Source organism: Aquipuribacter aurantiacus (genome assembly GCF_051216895.1).
Classification (GTDB): Bacteria; Actinomycetota; Actinomycetes; order Actinomycetales; family JBBAYJ01; genus Aquipuribacter.
The window spans coordinates 424,715-442,758 of record NZ_JBPKAO010000001.1 but is presented as its reverse complement, the minus strand read 5'-3'; the positions used below and the strand labels follow the sequence as shown (position 1 = coordinate 442,758).

17 protein-coding genes are annotated in these 18,044 nt (G+C 75.8%); 4 read left to right on the top strand and 13 right to left on the bottom strand.

Translation table 11 applies throughout. The annotated features are described in order from the left end of the window. Positions 1-88: 88 nt before the first annotated feature. Entirely contained in the window at positions 89-916 is an 828-nt protein-coding gene (locus ACR80Q_RS02160; RefSeq protein WP_435375895.1) for a formate/nitrite transporter family protein, read from the top strand. A 139-nt stretch (positions 917-1,055) separates the two neighbouring features. Here ACR80Q_RS02160 and ACR80Q_RS02155 read toward each other — a convergent pair whose 3' ends face one another. The 3 genes from ACR80Q_RS02155 to ACR80Q_RS02145 all read right to left on the bottom strand — a co-directional run bounded on the left by ACR80Q_RS02155 (position 1,056) and on the right by ACR80Q_RS02145 (position 4,342). Then, positions 1,056-3,362: a sodium-translocating pyrophosphatase gene (locus ACR80Q_RS02155; RefSeq protein ID WP_435375894.1), complete on the bottom strand. Its 2,307-nt coding sequence runs from the start codon at positions 3,360-3,362 to the stop codon at positions 1,056-1,058. Positions 3,363-3,545: 183 nt separating this feature from the next. Beyond that, entirely contained in the window at positions 3,546-3,950 is a 405-nt protein-coding gene (locus tag ACR80Q_RS02150; RefSeq protein ID WP_435375893.1) for an ATP-binding protein, read from the bottom strand. A 44-nt stretch (positions 3,951-3,994) separates the two neighbouring features. Then, a complete protein-coding gene (locus ACR80Q_RS02145; protein ID WP_435375892.1) occupies positions 3,995-4,342 on the bottom strand; it encodes an STAS domain-containing protein in 348 nt (115 codons plus the stop codon). Positions 4,343-4,476: 134 nt separating this feature from the next. Here ACR80Q_RS02145 and ACR80Q_RS02140 point away from each other — a divergent pair, with 134 nt between their 5' ends. Both ACR80Q_RS02140 and ACR80Q_RS02135 read left to right on the top strand, forming a co-directional pair. Continuing rightward, positions 4,477-6,933, top strand: coding sequence for a DEAD/DEAH box helicase (locus ACR80Q_RS02140; RefSeq protein WP_435375891.1), 2,457 nt, complete (start codon positions 4,477-4,479; stop codon positions 6,931-6,933). 108 nt (positions 6,934-7,041) lie between these two features. Continuing rightward, positions 7,042-7,680 carry a hypothetical protein gene (locus ACR80Q_RS02135; protein WP_435375890.1) on the top strand — a complete coding sequence of 213 codons (639 nt, stop codon included), beginning with the start codon at positions 7,042-7,044 and terminating at the stop codon, positions 7,678-7,680. 39 nt (positions 7,681-7,719) lie between these two features. Here ACR80Q_RS02135 and ACR80Q_RS02130 read toward each other — a convergent pair whose 3' ends face one another. The 6 genes from ACR80Q_RS02130 to ssd form a co-directional block, all read right to left on the bottom strand. Further along, positions 7,720-8,106 (bottom strand): pilus assembly protein TadG-related protein, encoded by a 387-nt coding sequence (locus ACR80Q_RS02130; protein WP_435375889.1) that lies wholly within the window; start codon positions 8,104-8,106, stop codon positions 7,720-7,722. After that, the gene (locus tag ACR80Q_RS02125) at positions 8,103-8,468 is read right to left on the bottom strand and encodes a hypothetical protein (protein WP_435375888.1); all 366 of its coding nucleotides are present in this window, start codon (positions 8,466-8,468) and stop codon (positions 8,103-8,105) included. The genes ACR80Q_RS02130 and ACR80Q_RS02125 overlap by 4 nt, the downstream gene beginning before the upstream one ends. Before the next feature lie 37 nt (positions 8,469-8,505). Beyond that, positions 8,506-8,781, bottom strand: a complete 276-nt coding sequence (locus ACR80Q_RS02120; protein WP_435375887.1) for a DUF4244 domain-containing protein — start codon at positions 8,779-8,781, stop codon at positions 8,506-8,508. A gap of 146 nt (positions 8,782-8,927) precedes the next feature. Then, complete coding sequence (locus ACR80Q_RS02115; RefSeq protein ID WP_435375886.1) at positions 8,928-9,893, bottom strand: type II secretion system F family protein; 966 nt, start codon at positions 9,891-9,893, stop codon at positions 8,928-8,930. After that, positions 9,890-11,008 (bottom strand): TadA family conjugal transfer-associated ATPase, encoded by a 1,119-nt coding sequence (locus ACR80Q_RS02110; protein WP_435375885.1) that lies wholly within the window; start codon positions 11,006-11,008, stop codon positions 9,890-9,892. The genes ACR80Q_RS02115 and ACR80Q_RS02110 overlap by 4 nt, the downstream gene beginning before the upstream one ends. Further along, a complete protein-coding gene (gene ssd / locus ACR80Q_RS02105) occupies positions 10,995-12,113 on the bottom strand; it encodes a septum site-determining protein Ssd (protein WP_435375884.1) in 1,119 nt (372 codons plus the stop codon). The genes ACR80Q_RS02110 and ssd overlap by 14 nt, the downstream gene beginning before the upstream one ends. A 373-nt stretch (positions 12,114-12,486) precedes the next feature. Here ssd and ACR80Q_RS02100 point away from each other — a divergent pair, with 373 nt between their 5' ends. Further along, positions 12,487-13,311, top strand: a complete 825-nt coding sequence (locus tag ACR80Q_RS02100) for an HAD family hydrolase (protein WP_435375883.1) — start codon at positions 12,487-12,489, stop codon at positions 13,309-13,311. A 28-nt stretch (positions 13,312-13,339) separates the two neighbouring features. Here the strand turns inward: ACR80Q_RS02100 and ACR80Q_RS02095 are convergent, their stop codons facing one another. The 4 genes from ACR80Q_RS02095 to xylA all read right to left on the bottom strand — a co-directional run bounded on the left by ACR80Q_RS02095 (position 13,340) and on the right by xylA (position 17,933). Next, complete coding sequence (locus tag ACR80Q_RS02095; protein WP_435375882.1) at positions 13,340-14,236, bottom strand: cell filamentation protein Fic; 897 nt, start codon at positions 14,234-14,236, stop codon at positions 13,340-13,342. A 118-nt stretch (positions 14,237-14,354) separates the two neighbouring features. Continuing rightward, on the bottom strand, positions 14,355-15,212 hold the full coding sequence (locus ACR80Q_RS02090; protein ID WP_435375881.1) for a glycerophosphodiester phosphodiesterase family protein: 858 nt from the start codon (positions 15,210-15,212) through the stop codon (positions 14,355-14,357). 94 nt (positions 15,213-15,306) lie between these two features. Then, entirely contained in the window at positions 15,307-16,731 is a 1,425-nt protein-coding gene (xylB, locus tag ACR80Q_RS02085; protein WP_435375880.1) for a xylulokinase, read from the bottom strand. A gap of 8 nt (positions 16,732-16,739) precedes the next feature. Next, entirely contained in the window at positions 16,740-17,933 is a 1,194-nt protein-coding gene (gene xylA / locus ACR80Q_RS02080) for a xylose isomerase (RefSeq protein WP_435375879.1), read from the bottom strand. Positions 17,934-18,044 lie beyond the last annotated feature (111 nt).

Genomic DNA, 18,044 nt, shown 5'->3' with positions numbered 1-18,044 from the left:
GTCAAGCAGTGCTGCGGCGCGAGCGGGCCGCGACCGGGTGTCCCTGCGGCGATGTGTCGCCCGCACCGAGCAGGAGCAGACTCGAACGGTGACCTCCTCCACCAAGTCCTCCGCCCCGGACCCCGCCGCACGCACCGACGACGACGCCACCACCGAGGAGAAGGACAAGGCCCTCGACCGGACCATCGTCGAGGGCACGCCCCGGTTGCACCGGTCGTGGTACGACCTGCTGGCCACGGGGGTGGTGGCCGGCATCGAGGTGGGGATCGGCGTGCTGGCGCTGTTCCTCGTCGAGGACGCCACCGGCAGCCGGCTGCTGGGCGCGCTCGCGTTCTCCATCGCCTTCATCGCCCTGCGGCTGGGCCACAGCGAGCTGTTCACCGAGGGCTTCCACATCCCCGTCATGGTGGTGGCCGCCAAGGAGGCCACCGTGGTGCAGCTGCTGCGTCTGTGGGGCGGCACCCTGGTCGGCAACCTGGCCGGCGGGTTCCTGGTCGCCTGGCTCATCGCGACCGGCCTGCCGGACCTGGGCGAGGTGGCCGGGACCGCGGCCCGCGAGTTCACCGAGGCGCCGTTCGACCTGCGGACGTTCTGCCTCGCGGTGCTGGCCGGGGCCGCGATCACCTTGCTGACCCGGATGCAGAGCGGCACCGAGAGCGACGTCGCCAAGATCATCGCGGCGGTCGGCATCGCGTTCGTCATCGTCGGCGGCGGCCTGTTCCACTCGATCCTCGACTCCATCATCGTGTTCGTCGCCTACCACCACGGCGAGCCGGGGGTGGGGTTCGGGGAGTGGTTCCCGTTCTTCGCCTGGGCCGTGCTCGGCAACATGGTGGGCGGCCTGCTGCTGACCACCATGCTGCGCATGGTGCGCAGCCAGGAACGCCTCGCCCAGTGGCGGGACTCCAACAGCTGACGGTCCCGGGTGCCGTCCCCGAGCAGGACGAGAAGCAGGACCCGCACGACCGCACCCGGCGTCGGGGCCCGGACGCACGACGGCACCCTGCGTCGGGTGGACCGATGCAGGGTGCCGTCGTGTCGGGGCGGGGGGCGGTTCAGGTGGTGCGGGCGACCGGGACGTCGTCGGTCATCGTGACCTTGCGACGCTTGGCCACCACGACCGCGATGACGATGATCGCGAACGAGACCCCGGCGATCGTGTACCGGAGGGTGTCGTCCTGGGTGTCGCCGAAGCTCAGCGCGACGACGGCGGGCGCGATGAGGACCGCCACCAGGTTCATCACCTTGAGCAGGGGGTTGATGGCCGGGCCGGCGGTGTCCTTGAACGGGTCGCCGACCGTGTCACCGATGATCGTGGCCTCGTGGGCCAGGGAGCCCTTGCCGCCGTGGGCGCCGTCCTCGACCAGCTTCTTGGCGTTGTCCCAGGAGCCGCCGGAGTTGGCCAGGAACACGGCCATCAGGGCGCCGGTGCCGATGGCCCCGGCCAGGTACCCGGCCAGCGGGCCGACCCCGAGGCCGAAGCCGACCGCGATCGGGGCGAACGCGGCGAGCAGCCCCGGGGTCGCCAGCTCACGGAGCGAGTCCCGGGTGACGATGTCGACGACCCTGCCGTACTCCGGGCGCGTGGTGCCCTCCAGGATCCCGGGGATGTCCCGGAACTGGCGGCGCACCTCGAACACGACCGCACCGGCCGCGCGCCCGACGGCGTTGATGGCCAGGCCCGAGAACAGGAACACGACCGCCCCGCCCAGCAGGACGCCGACCAGGGTGGCGGGGCTGACGATGCCGTAGTCCACCGTGTCCACGGCCTCGCCCGCCTCGATCAGGGCCGAGCGGATGGCGTCGGTGTAGGACCCGAACAGCGCGGTCGCGGCCAGGACGGCCGTGGCGATGGCGATGCCCTTGGTGATGGCCTTGGTCGTGTTGCCGACGGCGTCCAGGTCGGTGAGGATCCGCGCGCCGGCCTCGTCGACGTCCCCGGACATCTCGGCGATGCCCTGCGCGTTGTCGCTCACCGGACCGAAGGTGTCCATCGCCACGATGACGCCGACCGTGGTCAGCAGCCCGCAGCCGGCCAGGGCGATCAGGAACAGCGACAGGATGACCGAGCCGTCGCCCAGCAGGAACAGCCCGAACACCGCGGCCGCGAGCACGCCGACGGTGTAGACGGCGGACTCCAGGCCCAGCCCGATGCCGGACAGGATGACGGTGGCGGGCCCGGTCAGCGAGGTCTCGGCGACGTTGGCGGTCGGGGGCTTCTTGGTGTCGGTGAAGTACCCCGTCAGCCACAGGATGGCCCCGGCGAGCAGGATTCCGACCAGCACGGCGACGGAGGCGACGAAGCGGGGGTCGCCCGGCAGGGACAGGATGTCCTCGTCGGAGACCTGCGTGAAGTCCGCGAACGTGGACGGCAGGTACAGGTACGCGGCCCCGGCGGACAGCACGGCGGAGATGATCGCGGACAGGTAGAACCCGCGGTTGATGGCCGTCAGCCCGGACTCGCCGGCACGGGGCTTGATCAGGTAGACGCCCAGGACGGCGGTCAGCGCGCCCAGGGCCGGGACGATGAGCGGGAACACGAGCCCGGCCTCGCCGAAGGCGGCCTTGCCCAGGATGAGCGCCGCGACGAGCACGACGGCGTAGGACTCGAACAGGTCGGCCGCCATGCCGGCGCAGTCACCCACGTTGTCGCCGACGTTGTCGGCGATCGTCGCGGCGTTGCGGGGGTCGTCCTCGGGGATGTTCTGCTCGACCTTGCCCACCAGGTCGGCGCCGACGTCGGCCCCCTTGGTGAAGATGCCGCCGCCGACGCGCATGAACATGGCGAGCAGGGCGGCGCCGAAGCCGAAGCCCTCGAGCACGGTCGGGGCGTCGGAGCGGTAGAGCAGGACCACCGCGGCGGCACCGAACAGGCCCAGCCCGACCGTGGCCATGCCGACGGTCCCACCGGTCCGGATGGCGATCCTCATGCCCACGTCGCGGCCGTCCGGCTCACGGGCGGCCGCGGCCACGCGCAGGTTCGCGCGGGTGGCCAGCCACATCCCCAGGTAACCGATCCCGGCGGAGAACCCGGCCCCGAACACGAAGGCGACGCTGCGCCCGATCCTGATGTCCAGGTCACCGGGGAGCAGGAACAGCAGGGCGAACACCAGGACGACGAAGATCGCCAGCGTCCGGAACTGCCGCCGCAGGTACGCCGAGGCGCCCTCCTGGATGGCCGTGGCGATGACCTGCATCGCACTGGTCCCCTCACCGGCGGCCAGCACCTCCCGGCGGAACATCCAGGCGATGCCCATGGACCCGACGGCGACGGCGGCGACCAGGGCGACGATGAACGTCGACCCCGCGCCGAAGTCCACTGCCTCCCCGGTCGTGGCCGCCGCGAGTACGTGCTGATGCATAGGGAGGTCCTCCTCGAGCCGAAGCATGGACAGACCCAGGAGCGGACCGGTCCCCATCGTCACCGACCCCGTCGTCGCGGTCGTCATCGATGCGGTCCGCACACGGCGGGTGAGGGCTCGGAGTCTAGGGGGTCGGTCACACAGGGACACCAGGCCTGAGCCCGGTGTGTGTGCTGCGTCACGTCAGGGGACGTCGCTCCACGTCAGGACGGTGGTGTCGCCCTCGATCGTCACGTGGTCGGCCAGGCCTCGCAGCAGCGCCAGGGCCAGCCCGTCGGCGGCACCGGGGTCCACGGTCACCGCCTCCTCGCTCCCACCCACGGGCGAGAGCCCCCCGCCGACCCGGACGACGAACTCGCCGGTGCCGTCCTCGCCGGGGCCGAGCACCAGCTCGACCACGTGGTCGGTCACGGTGTGCATGGCCCAGGTGACGGCCTCGCCGACGGCGATGCGGACCTCGTCCACCCGGTCCTCCGGCAGGCCCTCGCGCCGGGCCACGGCCGCCGCGACCAGGCGGGCCGTCCGGACGTTCTCGGGCGAGCCGCCGACCCGCAGGACGACGTCGTCGGCGCCCGGGAAGACGCTCACGACCGGCTCACGCGCTGCTCATCGGAGGACCTGCGGGGCGTCGCTCACGCGGGGCCGCTGCCGGCGAGCGCGTCCTCGATGCTCGGGTGGATGGTGAACACCTTGGTGAGACCGGTGATCCGGAACACCTTGAGGATCTTCTCGCTCGCGCAGACGAGCTCCAGGTCCCCGTCCATGGTGCGGACCCGCTTGAGGCCCCCCACCAGGACACCGAGTCCGGTGGAGTCCAGGAACTCGGTGCCGGACATGTCGACGACCAGGTGACGAGCGCCCGCCGCGACGGCGTCGTTGAGCGCGCTGCGCAGCTGCGGGGCGGTGTAGACGTCGATCTCGCCGCCGACCTCGACGACCGTGCGGTCGCCCTCCGGGCGCGTGGCCAGGGTCAGGTCCACGGGTACCTCCTCATTCGCCGGGGGGGTCTCCCGGCTCGACTGATCCGCCGACAGTCAAGCATCAGACAGGCCCCGGCGTCCTCTCCACGCGAGCCGGCGGCCCATGTGTCGCCCCGTCGGGGCAGTCTGGAGGGGTGGACACGACCGCGACGACGACCCGCCTGCCCGCAGCGGCGGCCGCCCTCGTCGCCATGCCCGCCGCCGCGTCGCGGCTGCGGGGCGTCCGCACCCGGGCGCCCCGGGCCGCCGCGACCGCCCCCCTGCCGGGATGGGTCCACCCGGCGCTGGTGCGGGCCCTGGCCGAGACCGGCATCGAGGAGCTGTGGTCGCACCAGCTCGAGGCGGCCGAGGCGGCCCGCGCGGGTCGCCACGTGGTGGTGTCCACCGGGACGGCGTCCGGCAAGACGCTGGCCTACCTGCTGCCCGCCGCGACCGCCGCCCTGGAGGGCGGACCGGACGGTGGGGCGCGGACGTCGCCGACGACCCTCTATCTGTCGCCCACCAAAGCGCTGGCCGCGGACCAGGAGCGGCGCCTCGCCGAGCTCGCCGTGCCCGGGCTGCGAACCGGCACCGTCGACGGTGACGCCACGTCCGAGCAGCGGACCTGGGTGCGCGACCACGCCCACCTCGTGCTGTCCAACCCGGACCTGCTGGCCCACACCCTGCTGCCGGACCACGCCCGCTGGGGCCGGCTGCTGCGACGCCTGTCCTACGTGGTCGTCGACGAGTGCCACGTGTACCGCGGGGTGTTCGGGGCCCACGTCGGCGCGGTGCTGCGACGGCTGCGACGGGTCGCCGCGGCCTACGGCGCGTCCCCGACGTTCGTGCTGTGCAGCGCCACCATCGCCGAGCCGGCCCGGACCGCGTCCCGCCTGACCGGGCTGCCGGTGCACGCCGTCGAGCGCGACGGGTCACCCGACCCCGGCGCGACCCTGCTGCTGTGGGACCCCGTGGTCGACGAGCCCGTGGTCGACGAGCCCGGGGTCGTCGCGGAGGGGGTCGTCGCGGAGGGGGGTCCGGTGGCGCCGCGGGCCGGGGCGCGCGCCGCAGCGTCGGGCGCGAGGCCGTACGGAGCCCCCGAGGCCGCCCCCGGTGGCGGGCCGGGGCGGGCCCGCCGTCGCGGGGTCGTGGCGGAGTCGGCCGACCTGGTGGCCGAGCTGGTGACCCGGCGGGTGACCACGGTGGCGTTCGTACCGTCGCGGCGGGCCACCGAGACCGTGGCCGGGCGCACCCGGGACGCGCTCGTCTCCCGGCACGGGCCCGACGTCGGGGGGCGGCTCGCCCAGGCCGTGGTGCCCTACCGCGGTGGTCACCTGCCCGAGGAGCGGCGGGCCACCGAGCGGGCGCTGCGCGAGGGCGACCTGCTGGCGGTGGCGGCCACCTCGGCGCTGGAGCTCGGCGTCGACGTGGCCGGCCTGGACGCCGTGGTGATGGCGGGCTGGCCGGGCTCGGTCGCGTCGTTGCGCCAGCGGGCCGGCCGGGCCGGGCGCGGGGACCTGCCCGGTACCGCGGTCCTCATCGCCCGGGACGACCCGCTGGACGCGTACGTCCTCGCGCACCCGGCGCAGGTGCTGGACGCCCCGGTGGAGGCCGTGGTCAGCGACACCGACAACCCCTACGTGCTGCTGCCCCACCTCGCGGCGGCCGCCGCGGAGCTGCCGCTGACGGAGGCCGACCTGCCCGCGTTCGGCTCCGGCGCCCGCGACGTCGTCGACGTGCTCGTCGAACGGGGCGACCTGCGACGTCGACCCGGGGGCTGGTTCTGGGCCCGGCCGGACCGGCCCCGCGTCGACCTGCGGGGCAGCGGCCGCGGCCAGGTCCAGCTCGTCGAGGACGCCACCGGGCGGGTGCTGGGCACGGTCGAGGCCGCTCGCGCCGAGCAGGTGGTGCACCCGGGCGCGGTCTACCAGCACCTGCTGCGCAGCTACGTGGTGCTCGAGCTGGACCTCGAGGCCGGGGTGGCCCTGCTCCGCGCGGGAGACCCCGGGTGGTCCACCTACCCGCGGACCGTGACCCGGACCAGGCTCGTGCAGACGGACCACGAGCGCCGGCTGGGGCGGGGACGGCTGCAGCACGGCGCCCTCGACGTCGTCTCGCGGACCACCGGCTTCGTCCGGGTGGACAACGCCACCGGGGCCGCGCTCGGCCACGAGGACCTGGACCTGCCCGAACGCTCCTTCCGGACCCGGGGCACGTGGTGGGCCCCGGACGCCGACGCGGCCGCCGCCCTCGTGGCGGACCCGCTGCGCGCGCTGGGTGCGCTGCACGCCGCCGAGCACGCCGCGGTCGCCCTGGTGCCCCTGGTCGCCACCTGCGACACGTTCGACGTGGCCGGGTCGCACGAGGTCCACCACCCGGACGCGGGTGGTCCCCTGCTGCTGGTCCACGACACCTGGCCCGGTGGCGCCGGGTACGCCGAGCGGGTCTACGAGACGGCCGAGGTGTGGGCGCGGGCGGCCCTCGAGGCCGTGTCCGGCTGCCCTTGCCTGTCCGGTTGCCCGGCCTGCGTGGTGCGCGGCGGGTGCGGGTCGGGCAACCAGCCCCTGGACAAGTCCGGCGCCGTGGACCTGCTCGGGCTCGCGGCGGGGTGACCCGCGCGCCACGGCGACTCCCAGGGTCCGGGTCGCTAGCGTGCTCGGGACAGGTCGGACAGGCGTCAGCTCACCGAGCACCCGCCCTGCGCAGTGGAGGAGCTCGACATGATCGTCATCGGAATCATCCTGGTCCTGCTGGGGCTCGTCCTCGGCGCGTTCGTCGTCGGCGGCTCGCTGCCGGGCGACACCGGCACCGACGTGTCCTTCAGCCTCTTCGGGCTGACGGTCGAGACGTCGGTGGTCGTGGTCTTCGCCCTGGGTGCGCTCACGCTGCTGCTGCTCGAGCTGGGCGTCATCGCGCTGCGCTCGGGGGCCCGCAAGTCCTCCAAGCGCCGCGCCGAGCTGCAGCGGCTCCGTCGGGTCGAGGCCGAGGTGCAGTCCCGCCAGGCCGCCGAGTCGCAGCGCAACGCCACCCCCGCGTCCGCCGCCCCCTCGGCCGCCCCGGCCCCGTTCGCCCGCCGCGACCCCGACTCGTCCCCCCGCCCGGGCAGCGCCTCCCCGGCCGGCTCGTCGGCTCCCTCGGGCCAGTCGACCTCCTCGGGCCCGTCGACCTCGACCAGCCAGTCCGCTCCCGCCGGCTCCTCGGCGGACCGCTCGGACCTCTCCAGCGCGCAGGGCGACCAGTCGCACCCGACCGCACCGGCCTCGACCCGGCCCCCCGAGGACGCCAGCAGCACCAGCACCCTCGGTGACACCGGCTCCCAGCCCCGCACCGACGGGCCGAGCAGCACCGACCGCCCCTGAACCGGCACCCCTCAGCCACCACCCCTGAACCGGCACCCCTCAGCCGGAGGAGACCGGTCCGGCCCGCGCCCGCCCCTCGACGGATGCGCTCAGGCCGAGCACCTGCACCGGGGCGACGACCCTGACCGTGATGTCCGGCCCCACCGCGAGGCACTCGACGACCTGCGGCGGTCCGGCCCCACCACTGCCGGCCCCACCACTGCCGGCCCCGGCACCACCGGCCCCGGCGGCGACCTGCGCGGCCGCGGCGCAGGCCAGGTCCACCGGGTCACCCCGCGCCAGGTGGGCGGCCGCGGCCAACGCGGCCAGGTCGGCCGCCGCGTCCACCCGCGCCCTGACCACCGCGACCTGACCGACGCCGCCCACCGCGGCACACCCCAGCACCATCCCGGCCAGGGCCGTCGCCGTGAGCGTCACCCCGCTCACGCCACCGGCTCCGGCCAGGCTGCGACCCGGCACGTCACGGGGACCCCCCACGACGACCCGCTGGTCCAGGAGGGCACGAACGCCGGGACGACGTCGAGGCTGACGGACACCTGCACCAGGCCGGGGCCCGACGAACCGGTCGGCGCCGCCCTCGTCCCGACGTCCACCCGCGCCGGTCGGTCGAGGACCCCGCGTGCGTGACCGACCGCCACCTCGGCGGGTTCCCCCGCGCTGACCGCCCGCGCCGCTGCCCGCGCCCCGTCCACGCAGGCCACCCCGGCCCTGGCCACCGACCCGGCGAGGAGGACCACGGCCAGGGCGAGCAGGACCACCGGGAACGTGACCGCGACCTCGGCGGTCACGCTCCCGGCGTCGCCCCGCAGGACCCGCGTGCGACGGTCAGACCGTCGAGAGCGCACGCCTGACCAGCTCGAGCAACAGCTCCTGCACCTCACCGCTGCGCAGGACCGCGAACAGCAGCCCGGCGAACCCGACCGCGGCGAGCGTGGCCACCGCGTACTCCGCGGTCGCCATGCCCAGGTCGCCACCGACGCCGCCTCCCGGTCCCGACCGGGCCGGCGGGCCTGCCTCCCCCTGTGGTCCGGGCACCGGCGCTCCCGGGTCCCGGTGCCCCCCGACGCCCGCACCGGCCGTCGTCTGCTCGTCCTCGTCCATGTGACTCCCCTCGTCCCCGCGTCCGCGGTGGGCCCGCCCGGGCCCGACGTCCACGCTGCCGGTGGACCAGGAGGGCGCGGGGGCCGGACGCGACCGGCGGTGGACGACGGGACCCGTCGCCGGCTGTGGACACACGGCCGGACCGGTCATGACAGCCCGGTGCCCAGCAGCTGGACGACGACGGGCGAGACGCCCAGCAGCAGGAACCCGGGCAGGGCGGCCAGCCCGAGCGGCAGCACGAGCAGGGCGGCCAGGCGAGCCGTCGCCGTCGCCGTCCGCTGCTCCTGGGCACGTCGCACCTCGTCCGCGGCCAGCTGCAGGGGCCGCCCGGCCGGTGCCCCGGTGCGCAGCGAGAACTCCACGGCGTCCAGCAGCGGCAGCAGCGTGTCGTCGACCACCACCAGCCGCAGGTCCCCGGTGTCCAGCCCGACCGCGCACCGTCGCAGCCCCTCTCCCAGGCCCCGGGGGTCGGCCCCCGGCACTGCGGCCAGGGCGTGGGCCACCTGAGCCAGCGCCGTCGACGTCGCCGCCCCGGAATCCAGCGCGGCGGCCACGAGGTCGCACACCACGGCCTCGTCCACCCCGTCGGGCGAGGCCACCGCCGTCGCCCGACGGACGAGGCGGGACGACCACCACCAGGACAGCGCCAGCAGCGCGACCCCCAGGACACCGCAGACCCGACCCCACGGGGTGCCCAGCAGCACGGCCGCCGCGTCCACGCCCAGCAGGCCGGCCACGACCGGCCCCGCCAGGGGCAGACCACCCACGATCCGCGCCGACATGGCCGGCCCCGCCACCGCACTGGCCCGGCGCCCGTCGGCGGCCACCGTCTCCCGGACCGAGCCGGCGCAGCGCCGGAGCACGTCGGCGGCCGGCGCACCGAGCCGCTCGACGACGTGGAACGCCACCAGCACCGCGTTTCGACCGGCCCGGGCTCGCGGCGCCACGGGCTGCCCACCCCGCAGGACGACGGCCCCGGACTCCTCGACCGCGGCCCGCCACGACAGCCCCGCGTGCAGGCAGACGGCCAGCCGCTCCGCGACCCGGACAAGCTCGTCGACCTCCAGCCGGCGCGCCGCCGGGGTCACAGGCCCGGTGCGACGACCGCTCATGCGGCCGGGGTGCGCGCCAGGTGCCGGGCGGAGGCCCCCTGACGCCCCTCCGCGTCGACCACCATCACCAGCCGCGGCAGCCCACCGACCGTGCCACCCCGGGCACCTCCGCTGCTGCCCCCGCCGCCCGTGCTGCTGCCCGCGCCGCCCGTGCTGCTGCCCGGGCTGCCTCGCCTGCTGCCCGCGCTCATGTCGTCGTCGTCTGCCGCCCAGGTCCACACCCCCTGCACCCGACGGCGCCCGTCCGCACCGCGGGCCACCGGCACGACGACGTCCACGGCCGCCCGCAGCTGCAGCAGCGCCGTCGCCGGGTCGATGCCCGCCGAGCCCGCGAGCGCCACCACGCGCACCGGGACGTCCTCCGGGTGGGCGGCGTGCAGCGTCGCCGCTCCCGCGTGCCCGGCCCCCATCGCCAGCAGCAGCTCCCTGACCTCGGCGCCGCGGCACTCACCCACGACGAGGCGGTCCGGCCGCATCCTCAGGGCCTGACGGACCAGCACGTCGAGGCCCACGGCCCCGGCGCCCTCGACGTTGCCCGGGCGGGCCTCCAGCGACACCACGTGCGGGTGGGCGGGCGACAGCTCGGTCGCGTCCTCGACCACGACCAAGCGCTCGTGGGCCGGGACGCAGGACAGCAGGGCGCCCAGCAGGGTCGTCTTCCCCGCCCCGGTGGCACCGGTGACGAGCAGCCCGCGACGCGAGACGACCACGTCGGACACCACCCGCGCCAGACCCGGCGACACCGACCCCCGGGCCACCAGGTCGGCCAGGCCGAGGGCGGTCGCGGGCGGTACGCGAAGGCTGATGTGGGTCCCGGAACGGCACAGCGCCGGCAGCACGGCGTGCAGCCGGGTGCCGCCGGGCAGCCGCGCGTCCACCCAGGGCGAGGCGTCGTCCAGCCGCCGCCCGCCCGCGGCCGCCAACCGGACCGCCAGCGCCCGCACCTGCTCCTCGGTGTCCAACCCGGGCACCGTCGCGCGGCGCAACCCGTCCGCACCGTCGACCCACACCCGCCCCGCCCCGTTGACCAGCACGTCGGTGACCCCCTCGCGAGCCAGCAGCGGCCCCAGGACGCCGGCCTCGCTCGCGTCGGCGCCCGGCTCAAGCGACCGCACGCCCACCACCGGGGAGGTGGTGCTCGACCCACCCGGCGGCCCAGCGCCGCAGCGGGCTCCGCGCGCCGACCGCGAACGGCTCGCCCCGTTCCAGGGCGGCCGCCAGCCCGGGTTCGGCCCGGCACACGTCCACCCGGTCCAGCGCGGCGGCAGGTCCCCGACCCGCCTCCACGGCCGCGGCGGCGTCGGCCGGACGGAGCCCGCCCGGGGCCGGCCCCCGGAGCAGCAGGTGCGTCGACGGCACCCCCGGCCACCCGGCGAGCACCGCGGGTGCGGCCGCCACCGCGCGGACCTCGGTCGGGCAGACGCACAGCAGGACGTCGGCGGCGACCGCCATCGACTGCGCGGCCTCGTCCCCGGCGCGGGGCAGGTCGACCACCACCAGGTCGTGCTCGTCGACCCCCGAGCGCACGACGGCGCGCGCCGCCGCCTGGTCCACGGCGACGGCGGCACGGCCGTGGGACAGCACCGCCACCCCGTCGGCCACCGGCAGGGCCGCGACCAGCCCGCCCGCGGGCAGCGGTGCAACGACGTCATGCAGGTCCGACCACCTCGGGCCGGGCAGGTCCTCGGCACCCAGCGCCAGGTCGATCCCTCCGCCGAGCGGGTCCGCGTCGACCAGCAGGACCCGGTACCCGGCTGTGGCCCCGGCGCTCGCCAGGGCGACCGCGGCACTGGTCGCCCCCGCACCACCCCGGGCGCCGACGACCGCCACGCACCACCCGGTGGGTCGGCACGCCCGACGCACCGCGTCGACCAGCCACTCCCGGGCCAGGGGCAGCACGACGACCTGCCCGGCGCCCACCGCGACCGCGGCCCGCCAGATGTCCGGGCCGGGTTCGTCGTCGACGCCTCGCGGGTCGTGGTGGACCAGCACCACGTCGTCCCGTCGCGGCAGGTCGCGGACCAGGTCCGGCTCGCCCGCCGGCACCAGCACGGCCGCGGCGCCCGTCCAGGCCATGAGGGTCGGGCGACCCGTCACCGAGTCGGTCCGCACCCCCGCCTCGGCGCAGGCCGAGGCCAGCAGGGCACGGAGGTCGGGGTCGTCGCCCAGGCAGAGCACCGCCCCGGACCGTGCACCCCCGGACGCCTGTCGCTGCTTCATGCCGCTCCCGCCCGGCCCGACCACCGGACCCGGCACCCATCGAGCCAGCGACGGTGGTCCCCCGGCCTCGCGGAGGGGCTGGGCTGTGGACCGGGCGGGGTCACCGGTGGTTGTGGACACACCAGCCCAGGGGGGCGAGCGCCGCGGGCGGGTCGCCGGACGACCACCAGGAGAAATAGGGGCGGCCCCTGCCGGGGGGACGCAGGGGCCGCCGGACTCGGATCGCCGGGGGGGACGAAACCGAGTCCACAGGGCTGGGGGAAGCCCTACGGAGAAGTGTGGCGGTATTCCGGCGTTCAAGCAACTCGTCCGGGGACAAAGCCCCGAACGGATCCCGCGGGCAGCCCGTGACCGCGCTCCGTAGGGTGGGGCCATGCCCCCGGAGACGTCCGACGAGCCGAGAGTCGCGGCGTTCTTCGACCTCGACAAGACCATCATGGCGGCCTCGAGCACCTTCGCCCTGGGGCGCGGGCTGCGCCGCCGGGGGATGCTGCCGCCGCACACCGCCGCCCGCAGCGTCTACGCCCACGCGTCCTACATGCTGCGCGGCGCCGACCACGTGCAGATGGAACGCATGAAGGAGCTGTTGAGCGACCTGGTCGCCGGCTGGGACGTCGAGGTGGTCGGCGAGGTCGTGGCCGAGGCCCTGGAGGAGGTGCTGGTCCCGCTCGTCTACCCGGAGGCCGCCGAGCTGATCCGCTGGCACAAGCAGTTCGACCGCCCCGTCGTCATCGTGTCCTCGGCGGCGCTGGAGGTGGTGCGTCCCATCGGCGAACGGCTGGGCGTCGACCACGTGATCGGCACCAGCATGGAGATCGTCGACGGCCGGTACACGGGTGTCATCGACTACTACGCCTACGGGGCGCACAAGGCCGACTCGGTGCGCGCCCTGGCTCAGCAGCACGGGTTCGACCTCGAGGGGTCCTACGCCTACAGCGACTCCGCGACGGACCTGCCGATGCTGACGGCGGTGGGCCGGCCGCACGCGGTCAACCCGGACCGGCAGCTGGTCGCGCACGCCGAGATGCACGGCTGGCCGATCCTGCACTTCGCGCCGCCGCCGGCCGCGGGACGCAACCTGAACGCCGTCCCGGTGCCGTCGGCGACCACCGTCGGGGCCGTGGGTGCGGTCGGCGCCGTCGGTGCCGTCGGCATGGGCCTGTACCTGGCCCACCGCCGCCGGGCCCCGCGCCGCTGAACCCGCGCGCAGGACCGCCCGCCGCTGATCAGGCCAGACGGCCGGCCAGGACCTCGTCGGCCACCTGGCGCCCGTGGTCGGCCCCCACCACGACCGCGCGTCCCCACCACAGCACCCAGGCCTCGACGCCCTCGACGGTGCCGCTGCTCCAGCCGGACAGCGCCTCGAGCCGTCCGGGTGCGTCGAGGAGGGCGAACCGCTCGGGGACGGTGACCCCGGACGGGTCCAGGCCGGTGGCGACGACCACGGTCCGGGCCAGCGCGCGGGCGACCACGCCGGCCCCGGGCAGGAACGCGTCGGTGGTGGTGCACTCGGCGTCGGCGACGGCCGCCAGGACCAGGCCGGGAGCCTTCGTCGCATCGGTCGTCAGCAGCCTGACCAGGGCGTCGACCCGTCCCGCCGCGTCCGGACGGGGCCGTCCGAGGGTGTCGGAGGTGCTGTCGGGCCCCGCCCCCGGGCCGGCCCCTGCGCGCAGCCGGACCAGGTCGGCCGCGGCCAGGGTGTGCAACCGGGCCAGCACCTGCGCCGGGGCGCGGGACAGGCCGCGCGCCAGGTCGTACGTGTCGAGGGTGGCCCGCAGCGAGCCTCGGACGACCGCGTCGACGGCGTCCCGCGCCGGTGACCCGACGCCCGCCGCGGCCGCCGCGCCGGCTCCGACCGCCGACCCGACCTCGCGGACGGCCGGACCACCCGCGGTCGCCGGACCGACCATCGCCCGCACCTGGCCCAGGGGGAGCCGGACCCCCTCGACCTCGGCCGACGCGGCTGCCGCCCGCACGCAGGCCTCGGTGCGGACCTCCGCCGTCCGCCGACGCAGCGCGGGGTGCCAGCGCAGGGCACCGCAGGCCTCCCGGGCCTGCTCGACGGCGGCCACCACCGCGGGTCGGGAGGACAGGGCGGCTAGCGGGTCGGCGGGCGCGGGCACCGGCCGAGACTAGGTCCGTCCCACGGCAGGCACGCACACCGGGTTCGACCGTCTGTTCGACTCGGACGATCGAACGAGAACGAGGACGCTCGCTCCACGCCCGCTCCCCGGGCCCTGCTCAAGCGGACCCGGCGTCGGCCCGCAGCGCCCGGGGCGCCCGAGGCGGCAGGGCCCTGGCCACCGGCGGCCGGGCGGTCACGGGGCGCGGCGCACGCCACTGGCCCCGGGCGACGAGCACCTCGCGCAGCAGGTCCGGACGGTCGGTGATGACCCCGCGCACCCCGATGTCCAGGAGCTGGTGCATCCGGGCCGGCTCGTCGACCGTCCACGCCATCACGTGCAGGCCGAGCTCGTCGGCCCGGGCGACCACCCCGGCCGTCAGCACCCCCGCCCCGAGGAGCCGGTCGGGCACGTGCGCCCACCGGGCGTGCGCCGGGCGGCGGGCGAGACCGGGCGCGGGGGCCCCCAGGCGCGCCGCGGCGATCAGCTGCACCAGGGTGCGCCAGCCCAGCGCCGTCGTCAGGCCCGGCTCGGCGTCGGCCGCCGCGGTCAGCAGCCGGTCCGGCGCCCCGGCCAGGCACACCCGTTCGGCGGCCCCGGCCCGACGGACGTCGGTGAGCAGCCCGGGCACGACGGCAGGGTCCTTGAGGTCGACCGCCAGCCGGGCGTCCGGGAACGCGTCGAGGACGTCGACCGGACGGACCAGCCGGTCACCGGCGGGCGTGCGCAGCGACCGGAGCCGGTCCCAGGTCAGGTCGGCGACCGCCGCGTCCAGGCCGAACAGCCGCTGCAGGGTCCGGTCGTGGTGGAGCACGGCCACGCCGTCGGCGGAGACCCGGACGTCGGTCTCCAGCCACCTCACCCCCAGCCCGTACGCGTGGCTGAAGGCCGTCAGGGTGTTCTCGGGATGCAGGCCGGCCCCACCGCGGTGCGCGACCGCCAGAGGACCCCCGTCGGTGTACCGCACCGGGTTCACGGCCTCATCGTGCGGGCTGCGGCGGCCGGCCCGGCCTCAGCCGGCCGGACTTCGTCGAGTGGTCATACGAAGTTCATCCACCGGCCACCGCAGCTCAGAGCCGGTCGACGACCTTGTCCGCCGCGACGGCGTAGCGCTCCCGCACCTGCGGGGTCGCCTCCGCGGTGACGGTCTGCTCGCCCTGCAGCCGCCAGGCCGGCGGCTCCGCGCCGCCGGACAGCACCCATGCGGCCTGCCGGGCCGCACCGTCGGCGACGTACTCCGACGGCGGCGGGACCACGACCGGGCACCCCAGCACGGCCGGGGCGATGGCGTGCGTGGCCGGTGACGCCGCGGCGCCCCCGACCAGGACGACCCGACGGACGTCGACGCCCTGCTCGACCAAGGCGTCGATACCGGCCGCGAGGCCGCAGAACAGCCCCTCGAACGCCGCCCGGGCCAGGTGGGCGGGGGTGGTGCTGGTCAGCGTGAGCCCGTGCAGCGATCCCGTCGCGTCGGGCAGGTTGGGGGTGCGCTCACCCTCGAGGTAGGGCACGAGCACCAGGCCGTCGGCGCCGGCCGGGGCCTGCAGCGCCAGCCGGGCCAACCCGTCGTGGTCGACGCCCAGCAACCGGGCCGTGGCGTCGAGCACCCGGGCGGCGTTCAGGGTGCAGACCAGCGGCAGGAACCGGCCGGTGGCGTCGGCGAAACCCGCGACGACACCCGAGGGGTCGTTGGCCGCGACGTCGCTGATGCCGGACACGACCCCGGAGGTGCCGATCGACACCACGACGTCACCGGGCCCCGCCCCGACGCCCAGCGCCGCGGCCGCGTTGTCGCCGCTGCCGGGTCCGAGCAGCGCACCGGGGCGGACCAGGTCCACCCCGACGGCCCCGCCGGACTCGGCCGGGCCGAGCACCCGCGGCAGCCTCGCGTCGTGACCGAGACCGGCCTCCAGCAGGTCGCGGCGGTACTCACCCGTCGCGGCCGAGAAGTACCCGGTGCCGGAGGCGTCGCCCCGGTCGGTGACCAGGGCGTCCAGTCCGACGGACCCGCCCTCGCCCCCACCGGCCAGGCGCCAGGTCAGCCAGTCGTGCGGCAGGCAGACCGCCGCCACCTGCGCGGCGACGTCGGGCTCGGCGTCCCGCAGCCAGCGCAGCTTGGCCACCGTGAACGAGGCGACCGGGACCACGCCGACGTCGTCGGCCCAGGCCTGCGCCCCGCGCTCACGGACCAGGTCGGCGGCCGCGGCGGCGGAACGGGTGTCGTTCCACAGCAGGGCCGGGCGCAGCACCTGCCCGTCCGCGCCGAGGGCGACCAGGCCGTGCTGCTGCCCACCGACCGACACCGCGTCGACGTCGTCCAGGCCGCCCGCGTCGGCGACGGCCGCCTGCAGGGCGTCCCACCAGCGGTCGGGGTGGACCTCGGTGCCGTCGGGGTGCGGCGCGCGACCGGTGCGCACGAGCGCACCGGTCGCGGCGTCGCGGACGACGACCTTGCAGGACTGCGTCGAGGAGTCGACGCCCGCGACGAGAGCCATGACCGCGATCAGCCCCGAGCGCCCATGAGGTGCTCGATGGCCAGCTGGTCCAGGCGGCCGTAGTGCTTGCCGCGGTCGGCCGCCGCCTCGACGTCGAAGTCCTCGAACGACGCGCGGTCGTCGAGCAGGTCCTGCCAGGTCTCGCCGTCGGCGAGGGCCGGCTCGGCGAGCTCGAGCGCACCGACGGCCTCCTGGGCCGCCTTGACGTCGGGGTCGGCGCGGTAGGCCGCGGCCCGCTCCTTGAGGATCAGGTAGGTCGCCATGTTGGCCGAGGCGGAGTCCCACACGTCGGCCGCGCTCTCGGTGCGGAACGGCTTGTAGTCGAAGTGGCGCGGGCCGGTGTAGGCCGGGCCGCCGTCGGCGCCGCCGAACTCGAGCAGGTCGACGAGGAAGAACGCGTTGATCAGGTCGCCGTGACCGAACACCAGGTCCTGGTCGAACATCGGGCCGTGCTGGCCGTTGAGGTCGATGTGGAAGAGCTTGTCCTGCCACAGCGCCTGGGCGATGCCGTGGACGAAGTTCAGCCCGGCCATCTGCTCGTGACCGGTCTCGGGGTTCAGACCGACCATCTCCGGACGCTCGAGCATCTGGATGAAGCCCAGGGCGTGACCGATCGTCGGCAGCAGGATGTTGCCGCGGGGCTCGTTGGGCTTGGGCTCGATGGCCAGCCGCAGGCCGTAGCCCTTGTCGGTGACGTACTCGCAGAGCAGGTCGACGCCCTCCTTGTAGCGCTGCAGCGCCACGCGGACGTCCTTGGAGGAGTCGGACTCCGAGCCCTCGCGCCCGCCCCACATCACGTAGGTCTCGGCGCCCAGCTCAGCGGCGAGGTCCATGTTGCGCATGATCTTGCGCAGCGCGTACCGGCGGATGTCGCGGTCGGAGCTGGTGAACGCCCCGTCCTTGAACACCGGGTGGCCGAACGTGTTCGTCGTGGCCATCGGCACGACCATGCCGGTCTCGGACAGGGCGCCCTTGAAGGCGCTGATGATGCCGTCGCGCTCGGACTCCGAGGACCCGTGCGGCACCAGGTCGTCGTCGTGGAACGTGATGCCCCAGGCGCCGAGCTCGTGCAGCTTGTGCACGGCCTCGACCGGGTCCAGGACGGCGCGGCTCGCGTCGCCGAACTGGTCGCGAGCCTGCCAGCCGACGGTCCACAGGCCGAAGCTGAAGTGGTCGGCGGGGGTGGGAACGGGAACGCTCACGGGGGACTCCTTCGTCCGGATGCTCAGGTCAGGCGTGACCGGCGACTCTCCGGCACGTGACATTACGCTACCCACCAGACCAAATCGTGTCGAGCCCCTGCGGCCAGCACC